This is a genomic window from Mucilaginibacter sp., assembly GCF_039935595.1.
In the GTDB taxonomy this organism is placed as follows: Bacteria; Bacteroidota; Bacteroidia; order Sphingobacteriales; family Sphingobacteriaceae; genus Mucilaginibacter.
This window is the reverse complement of the sequence record NZ_JBDTJZ010000020.1, coordinates 1-7,513: the sequence shown is the minus strand read 5'-3', so window position 1 is coordinate 7,513 and position 7,513 is coordinate 1. Positions and strand designations below refer to the sequence as shown.

The 7,513-nt window shown below is 42.6% G+C and carries 10 protein-coding genes; 6 read left to right on the top strand and 4 right to left on the bottom strand.

What is annotated here, in order from left to right; genetic code table 11:
- A partial coding sequence (locus ABI367_RS01090; protein WP_462229379.1) for a YdeI/OmpD-associated family protein occupies positions 1-104 on the top strand: 104 nt, incomplete at its 5' end.
- A gap of 229 nt (positions 105-333) precedes the next feature.
- Here the strand turns inward: ABI367_RS01090 and ABI367_RS01085 are convergent.
- Genes ABI367_RS01085 through ABI367_RS01070 form a run of 4 tightly spaced genes read right to left on the bottom strand, consistent with a single transcriptional unit; the run spans position 334 to position 3,181 of the window.
- Positions 334-1,611 carry a serine aminopeptidase domain-containing protein gene (locus ABI367_RS01085; protein ID WP_462229377.1) on the bottom strand — a complete coding sequence of 426 codons (1,278 nt, stop codon included), beginning with the start codon at positions 1,609-1,611 and terminating at the stop codon, positions 334-336.
- Positions 1,612-1,667: 56 nt separating this feature from the next.
- A complete protein-coding gene (locus ABI367_RS01080) occupies positions 1,668-1,919 on the bottom strand; it encodes a KTSC domain-containing protein (protein WP_462229375.1) in 252 nt (83 codons plus the stop codon).
- A 40-nt stretch (positions 1,920-1,959) separates the two neighbouring features.
- Entirely contained in the window at positions 1,960-2,340 is a 381-nt protein-coding gene (locus tag ABI367_RS01075; RefSeq protein ID WP_462229373.1) for a DUF1634 domain-containing protein, read from the bottom strand.
- 4 nt (positions 2,341-2,344) lie between these two features.
- The gene (locus ABI367_RS01070; RefSeq protein WP_462229371.1) at positions 2,345-3,181 is read right to left on the bottom strand and encodes a sulfite exporter TauE/SafE family protein; all 837 of its coding nucleotides are present in this window, start codon (positions 3,179-3,181) and stop codon (positions 2,345-2,347) included.
- A 150-nt stretch (positions 3,182-3,331) separates the two neighbouring features.
- Here ABI367_RS01070 and ABI367_RS01065 point away from each other — a divergent pair, with 150 nt between their 5' ends.
- The 5 genes from ABI367_RS01065 to ABI367_RS01045 form a co-directional block, all read left to right on the top strand.
- Positions 3,332-5,164 (top strand): UbiD family decarboxylase, encoded by a 1,833-nt coding sequence (locus ABI367_RS01065; RefSeq protein ID WP_462229369.1) that lies wholly within the window; start codon positions 3,332-3,334, stop codon positions 5,162-5,164.
- 394 nt (positions 5,165-5,558) lie between these two features.
- The gene (mraZ, locus tag ABI367_RS01060; protein ID WP_462229367.1) at positions 5,559-6,023 is read left to right on the top strand and encodes a division/cell wall cluster transcriptional repressor MraZ; all 465 of its coding nucleotides are present in this window, start codon (positions 5,559-5,561) and stop codon (positions 6,021-6,023) included.
- Positions 6,016-6,918 carry a 16S rRNA (cytosine(1402)-N(4))-methyltransferase RsmH gene (gene rsmH / locus ABI367_RS01055; RefSeq protein WP_462229365.1) on the top strand — a complete coding sequence of 301 codons (903 nt, stop codon included), beginning with the start codon at positions 6,016-6,018 and terminating at the stop codon, positions 6,916-6,918. Before mraZ ends, rsmH begins: the two co-directional genes overlap by 8 nt.
- Entirely contained in the window at positions 6,915-7,331 is a 417-nt protein-coding gene (locus ABI367_RS01050; RefSeq protein WP_462229363.1) for an FtsL-like putative cell division protein, read from the top strand. The genes rsmH and ABI367_RS01050 overlap by 4 nt, the downstream gene beginning before the upstream one ends.
- Positions 7,321-7,513: hypothetical protein (locus tag ABI367_RS01045; protein WP_462229361.1), on the top strand; the 193-nt coding region annotated here is incomplete at its 3' end. The genes ABI367_RS01050 and ABI367_RS01045, both read left to right, overlap by 11 nt.

The following is a 7,513-nucleotide window of genomic DNA, read 5'->3' as shown; positions in this document are numbered from 1 at the left end:
AATGGTTAGATGAAGCCAAAACCGATACCACCCGCCAAAAACGACTGGAAACTACACTTGAATGGCTCGCCGAAGGCAAAACCCGCATGTGGAAATATAAATGATGAGTTTTTATGTGCCGCTATGCGTCTGATTATTGAGCCTTAAAAAGATAGCCTTAAATGGTAAATTTAATGGTTAACACTTTTTCGCCATATTTTTTATTAATTAATTGATAATCAAATAATTAAATTAATTTTTTTTCGAATTATGTAAACCTGTGTAAACCATTTTACCAAAAATTACCTCTCAAATTTCACATCTGCATATCCACGCAACTACAGATCCGAGCGCCTACTTTATCTTATTAATAAATTCAACCATAGCGGGTACCAGTTCGGGTTTAAGCGGCAGGTCGGGTTGGGTGTAGGTAGCCATGTTTTTTTCGCGGTCGGCAGGGGCTTCTTTAAGTATATGGTTCATGCCGGGGATGATCAAAAGCTCGGTGGTTTTTGACTTTTTAAGCTTCTCGGCGTTTGATTCATTTACCTGCAAGTCTGTTGTGCCCTGTATTATTAAAATGGGTATCTTAAGTGCTTTAATTTCCCTGGCCGGGTCAAATCGGCACCAGCTCATCAGGTAAGGCTGTATACTTGGGCGGGCTATGGAGTATAAGGTAAGGTCAACCTTTTTATCAATTTTACCTCTACGCAAGCTATCTAATACTACTTTAAACTCATCGGCCAGGTATTGCGGCTGTGCTTTCATTTGCTCGGTTAGTATCTGGTCGGCAGGTACGCCGGCGCCGGCAATGGATATAAAACCCTTGACGTTTTCGTTGGTAGCGGCTAGTATACCCACTAATGATCCTTCGCTATGCCCCATTAAAATTATTTTAGAGAAGCGTTGGTCGGCACTCAGGTAGCTTATCAATGAATACACATCGTCAATATAATCGTCAAAGTGCATATTTTCTTCTTTTACAGAAGTCACGCTTTCGCCAACCATACGCTTGTCATAACGTAACGAGGCAATGCCGTTTTTGCCCAACCCGGCAGCAATCATTTTATAGGCATTGGTATTCAGGTTGGCTTTTACGTTGTTTCCGTCGCGGTCTGTAGCGCCCGAGCCGGGGATGATAATAACCACCGGTACTTTGCCAGTAGCAGCTTTAGGCATAGCCAAAGTACCCGAAATTAACCCGGATAATATTTTAACCGATACGGGTGTTTCAACAATTGAGGGGTCGTCTATGGCTGTCCGTGGTTCCTGGTATGGGCTTAAAAGTAACCCGGTAAATTGCGATGAGTTATTTAACGATATATTAAGCAGGAACGTGCTGGCTTGAAATTTGGCTTTGTAAACAGCCAAAGGGGCCTCGTATTTTACAAGGTCGACAGCTAAAAGGCTACCTAATTGGGCTTTTAGCTGCGCAGTTGTAGTTTTAAACTGATTGGCAGGCAGTGCGGTTTTCATTTCGGCACTAAACATGCCATAAATGTCATCTATTTTATCGCTGTTATAAAGCTCTTTAAACTTGTTTGCAGCAACACTATAGTTGGCGGGTTCGGCTTGTGCAAAAACACTTACCGTAAAAAGTAACGATATAACTAAAAAGGTAACTTTATTCATTTTTTTAATATCAACGGTAATAACGCACCGAAATTACTAAAAAAATCAAATGAATTTTACTGATTTGATATCTTACCAGTATTTGCTGTTTGGTTGTCTACCTGTACTTCTTTATACTTATTTTTTATACGACTGATAAAAAAATCATCCAGCGAAAAGCTGTTAACAAACTTTTTATAGGCCAGCTGCGGAAAAGCATGGTACTGCCACACCTCGCCGGTCTCTCTGAATTCTACTTCTAAAATTTTTTCGTCCATGTAGTAACCCGCACTTTTAAACAGGGTTGATTTTACGTTGAGCCTTCTCATCCCCCCTTATACTGATTAAACACCAAATAAGTTTTAGTATTTAACCAATATTTCCGCTAAATATACTTGCCAGTATGATGGTCAAAACAAGCAGGGATATAATGGTATATAAAAAATCTCTCTCCAATATAAATGCGATAGCCGAAAATGCTACCCTTACAACAGGCGTGGCAATTAATAATACAATACCGGCTTGTATAATAGCTTGTCCCTTTAAACTTAAAATGCCATCAATAATTCCGGAGTTACTTTTTAAAAAAGCAGGTACACCTTTAAAGACTTTGTGATTGGCGGTACTGTATCCATGCCGGTATATAAATAGTACACCACCTATAAATACTATGCCCACAGATATAAGTACGCCAAGACGTAGTGTCCAACCTATCAGCTCCTTTATATCTCTATCTTTGATCTTTACCATACTTTTATATTTTACCTGTTAAACCATTATATATCATTTGTATGGCCAATATTGATACTACTATTACAAATATATTACGCAGCCACCCTGTAGATTTTGTACGTACCAATATTTTCGATCCGGTAAATGCGCCCAGCAACACCCCTATAACCACGGGCATGGACAACCCCGGATCAATATAACCGCGTTGCAAATAAACAACAGCGCTTGCCGCGGCGGTAACCCCTATCATAAAATTACTGGTAGTGGTTGATACTTTAAAAGGTATACGCATAATGCCGTCCATAGCAACCACTTTTAGCGCGCCCGAACCAATACCCAATAAACCTGATATTACACCGGCAAAAAGCATCATAAAAAAGCCCCCTATAACATTGGTTATGTTATAGTGTACTTCACCTTTTACTGTGGGATAGCTGGAGTTTAGCCGTAGTTTTTTAGCTAACATACTGGGTTGTGTGTTAGTTATTTCAGGCTTTTTTTTAAGCGACATCAAAGCCGAAAAGAATAAAATGACCCCAAAAAGAACAGCGATAAAATGGGTGGAGATGAAAACAGCTACTATAGCGCCCGATAACGCGCCCATGGTAGTGGCTATTTCTAAAAACATACCCAGCCTCATATTTGTTATACCCTCTTTAACATACGCTGCTGCCGAACCCGAAGATGTTGCGATAACCGACACTAATGAAGCACCTATGGCGTAGTGGATATCAATAGGCAAAGCAATAGCCAGTAAGGGAACTATAATAAACCCCCCACCCAAACCGGTTAATGAACCAAGTAAACCTGCGAAGAACGATCCGATCAAAATAATTAGTGTAAGTTCAATTACCGTCATATATATGAAATTGATACTTATAACAAGCAGATACAAGTACAGTTTAAAATTTATTAAAGATACCGAAATACCGTGCGCTGCCAATAATCAGTTTCACATTTTAAAGATTACACTTTTTCAATTTGTACATTTGTTGCCAACAATAACTATATGGGGTACCCAAGTTTAAAAGCCTGTTTAACCGACCTTGAAAAACATGGTCATTTAATACGTATTAAGGATGAAGTGGACCCGCATTTACAAATGGCGGCTATACACCTGCGTGTATTTGAACATGCAGGCCCGGCTATATTATTTGAAAATGTAAAAGGCAGCAAGTTCCAGGCAGTATCAAACCTGTTTGGTACGTTGGAACGGTCGAAGTTTATTTTTCGTGATACCCTGGATAAGGTAAAAACGCTGGTCGATTTAAAAAGCGATCCGCTGAAAGCGATAAAAAACCCTTTTAAATATGCCGATGTGGCGCTTACCGCGCTATCGGCCCTGCCTATGAAAAGCGGAAGTATTTCTAATTTCAGCAAATGCCATATCAGCGATATACCACAAATTGTAAACTGGCCCAAGGATGGCGGTCCGTTTGTAACCATGCCGCAGGTATATACCGAAGACAGCGACAAGCCCGGTATTATGAATGCCAACCTGGGTATGTACCGCATACAACTGGCCGGTAATGATTATATATTAAATGAAGAGATTGGCCTGCATTACCAGCTGCACCGCGGCATTGGTGTGCACCAAACCAAGGCCAACGCCAAGGGACAGCCATTAAAGGTAAGTATTTTTGTAGGCGGCCCGCCATCGCATCCGGTGGCAGCGGTAATGCCATTGCCCGAAGGCCTTTCGGAAATGACCTTTGCGGGGGCGTTGGGTAACCGCCGTTTCCGGTATTTTTATGACGACGAAGGTTTTTGTATTTCGACCGATGCGGATTTTGTGATTACCGGAACAGTAGCACCGCACGAAAACAAACTCGAGGGCCCGTTTGGTGATCATTTGGGTTATTATAGCTTAAAGCATCCGTTCCCGCTGATGAAGGTGCATAATGTGTACCATCGTAAAGATGCTATATGGTCGTTTACAGTTGTGGGCCGCCCGCCGCAGGAAGATACCAGCTTTGGCGCGCTGATACATGAAATTACCGGCTCGGCCCTGCCGCAGGAAATACCCGGACTACGTGCCGTTAACGCGGTTGATGCTGCCGGGGTGCATCCCTTGCTGTTTGCCATTGGCAGCGAACGCTATACGCCTTACTTAAAAGAGCGCAAACCACAAGAAATACTAACCATTGCCAACCATATATTAGGCAAAAACCAATTAAGCCTGGCCAAATACCTGTTTATTGTAGCGCAGGAGGATGACCCATCATTAAGTGTAAACGATATCGGCGGGTTTTTAAAGCACGTGCTACAACGTATTGATCTTACCCGCGATTTGCACTTTTATACCAAAACCACTATTGATACTTTAGATTATAGCGGCGACGGCCTGAACGCAGGCAGCAAGGTTGCCATAACCATAGCCGGCGATATTAAACGCGAACTTTGGACAAAGCTGCCTTCAACTTTTGACCTGCCCATGCCGTTTATGAACTATAAAATGGTGATGCCTGGTGTACTGGCTGTTGAGATTCCCAAAAACATACGCACCAGTGATATGCCGTTGATGCTGGAAATATTACAGGAACATTTGGGCGAAAAGGAACTGAGCGGACTGCCATTAATGGTGCTATGCGATAACGCAGCCTTCACTGCTCAAAACCTTGATAACTTTGTATGGGTAACCTTTACTCGCAGCAACCCATCGCATGATATTTATGGTATCAATGAATTTACCGAGCACAAACACTGGGGTTGCAATGGTCCACTGATAATAGATGCTCGCATTAAACCACACCACGCACCGGTGTTGGAGAAAGACCCGGAGGTAGAGAAGCTGGTAGATAAAATGGGGGAAGTGGGAGGGGCTTTGTATGGGGTTATTTAATTCTCGCAGTAGGGCTGAATACTGAGCGCCGTGGAAGCATGAGCACATAAGCCTCTGCCCGCCCAGTCTTCGACGGCGCTCAGACTGACAGCACTCTTTTGTGTTTCCGTATCCAATATAATAATTCAAACTGTCATCTCGAACGAAGTGAGAGATCTATACACATGTAATTAACGCGTGTATAGATTTCTGCCGGCGGTCCAAAAGACAACAAGAGAAAGAAATTGCTACTATTTTCCTAAGTAATTATCATTCAATCAAATCTGTGATTCTGACCCCAAAGTGGTAGTAAACTACTCGCTTTAAATATGTTGAAAACTTTTGGTGGTAAAAAGTGTTAAAAAGTGGTAAAACTAATTTACTTTTACGTTACAATAATTGCCAAAGTGTAGCTATGTCCAATTTTTTGGGTGAATTTGATTGTAAACTGGATGCTAAAGGGCGGATGATGATCCCTGTTGGCCTCAAAAAACAGCTTCCCGAAGCTGTAAGTGAGGGGCTTGTCATTAATCGTGGCTTTGAAAAGCATTTGGTTATCTATACCCGTAAAGAGTGGGATAAAATAGTTACCGAGCTTAGTCAGCTTAACCAGTACGAGAAAAAAACGCGCGAGTTTATCCGCTACTTCACTCGTGGCGCATCTGAACTGACTTTGGATTCTGCCGGGCGTGTGCTTTTGCCAAAGGCTTTATTAGAGTATGGTGGTATTAATGCCGATGTGGTGTTATCCTGCCAGTTTAACAAAATAGAAGTTTGGGCGCAGGATGCTTACGAAGCGCAAATGGATAACGAGCCCGAAAACTTTGCTAATCTGGCCGAGGAAGTAATGGGCAATGCGGGGAGGAAGAAAGATGAGTAACTATCATAACCCCGTAATGCTGCAGGAATGTATTGAAGCCTTAAACATTCGCAAGGATGGTACTTATATAGATGTAACTTTTGGTGGCGGTGGTCACTCCCGCGAAATATTGAAGCATTTGGGCGAAGACGGTACTTTGCTGGCTTTTGACCAGGATGCCGACGCGCAGCAAAATATGATCGATGATGATCGCTTTGTGTTTGTTGACCAGAACTTCCGCTACCTTAAAAATTTTGCACGCCTGCATGGGGTTATCCCGGTGGATGGCATACTGGCCGATTTGGGTGTTTCGTCCTACCAGTTTGACCAGGCCGAGCGTGGTTTCTCCATCCGTTTTGACGCGGAACTGGATATGCGCATGAACCAATCGTCAGACCTAACCGCTAAACAGGTAATAAATACTTATAGTGAGGCTGATCTGCACCGCATTTTCGGCATTTATGGCGAGATACAAAATGCCAAATCATTAGCCAACACCATCGCGACAGCAAGATTGAACGCGCCTATTGTTACCGTGGCCGATCTGAAAAATGCTATAGCTAATCGCATCCCAAAAGGGAAAGAAAATAAATACCTGGCCCAGGTTTTCCAGGCCTTGCGCATTGAGGTAAATCAGGAACTGGAGGCTTTAAAAGATTTCCTGATACAATCAGCAGAGGTGCTGGTATCGGGTGGGCGTTTGGTGGTCATGTCGTACCACTCGCTGGAAGATAGGCTGGTTAAAAACTTCATCGCCAAAGGCAAATTTAGCGGTGAGGTGGAGAAGGATTTTTTTGGAAATGATCAAAAACCTTTTGATGCGGTAAGCCGTGGGGCCATAACCGCAACAGAAGAAGAAATAAAACAAAATAACCGCGCGCGCAGCGCAAAATTAAGGATAGCTGTAAAAAAATGACCAATCGTTTACGTACAGAAATTCAGGAAGAAGAAATTGAGAAGGAACTGATTGTGGAGGAAAAACCTGCGGTAAAGGAGATTCCCGACAATTTTTTCACCCAATTTTTAAGCAAGGGCTTCGTCACTGCCGAAGAAGCTACCCGCACTTTGCCCTTTGTTTTATATGTGGCGTTTTTATGCATGATATATATTGCCAACAGGCATTTGGCCGAGAAAAACATACGCGATATTGATAAGATAGGTAAAGAGGTAAAAGAACTAAGCTGGGACTATAAAGTAGCCAAAGCCGACCTTGCTTACAAAAGCACCCTTACCGAAGTAGCCAAACGTGCCGATACGCTGGGTGTACGTGAATCGGTACAGCCACCGCAAAAAATTGTGGAGAAAGTGGAGGTAGCCGATGGGAATTAGGACCAATATACTTTTACGTGTTTATATAGCCTTTGGCCTTATACTGCTGTTTGCAGCCGCAGTGGTTTTTCAATTATACCGGGTACAATTTATACAGGGCAAAAAGTGGAAAGATATGTCGTACAGCATGTCTACCAAATACGAAAATGTAGAAGCATCACGCGGTAACATACTTTCGGTTG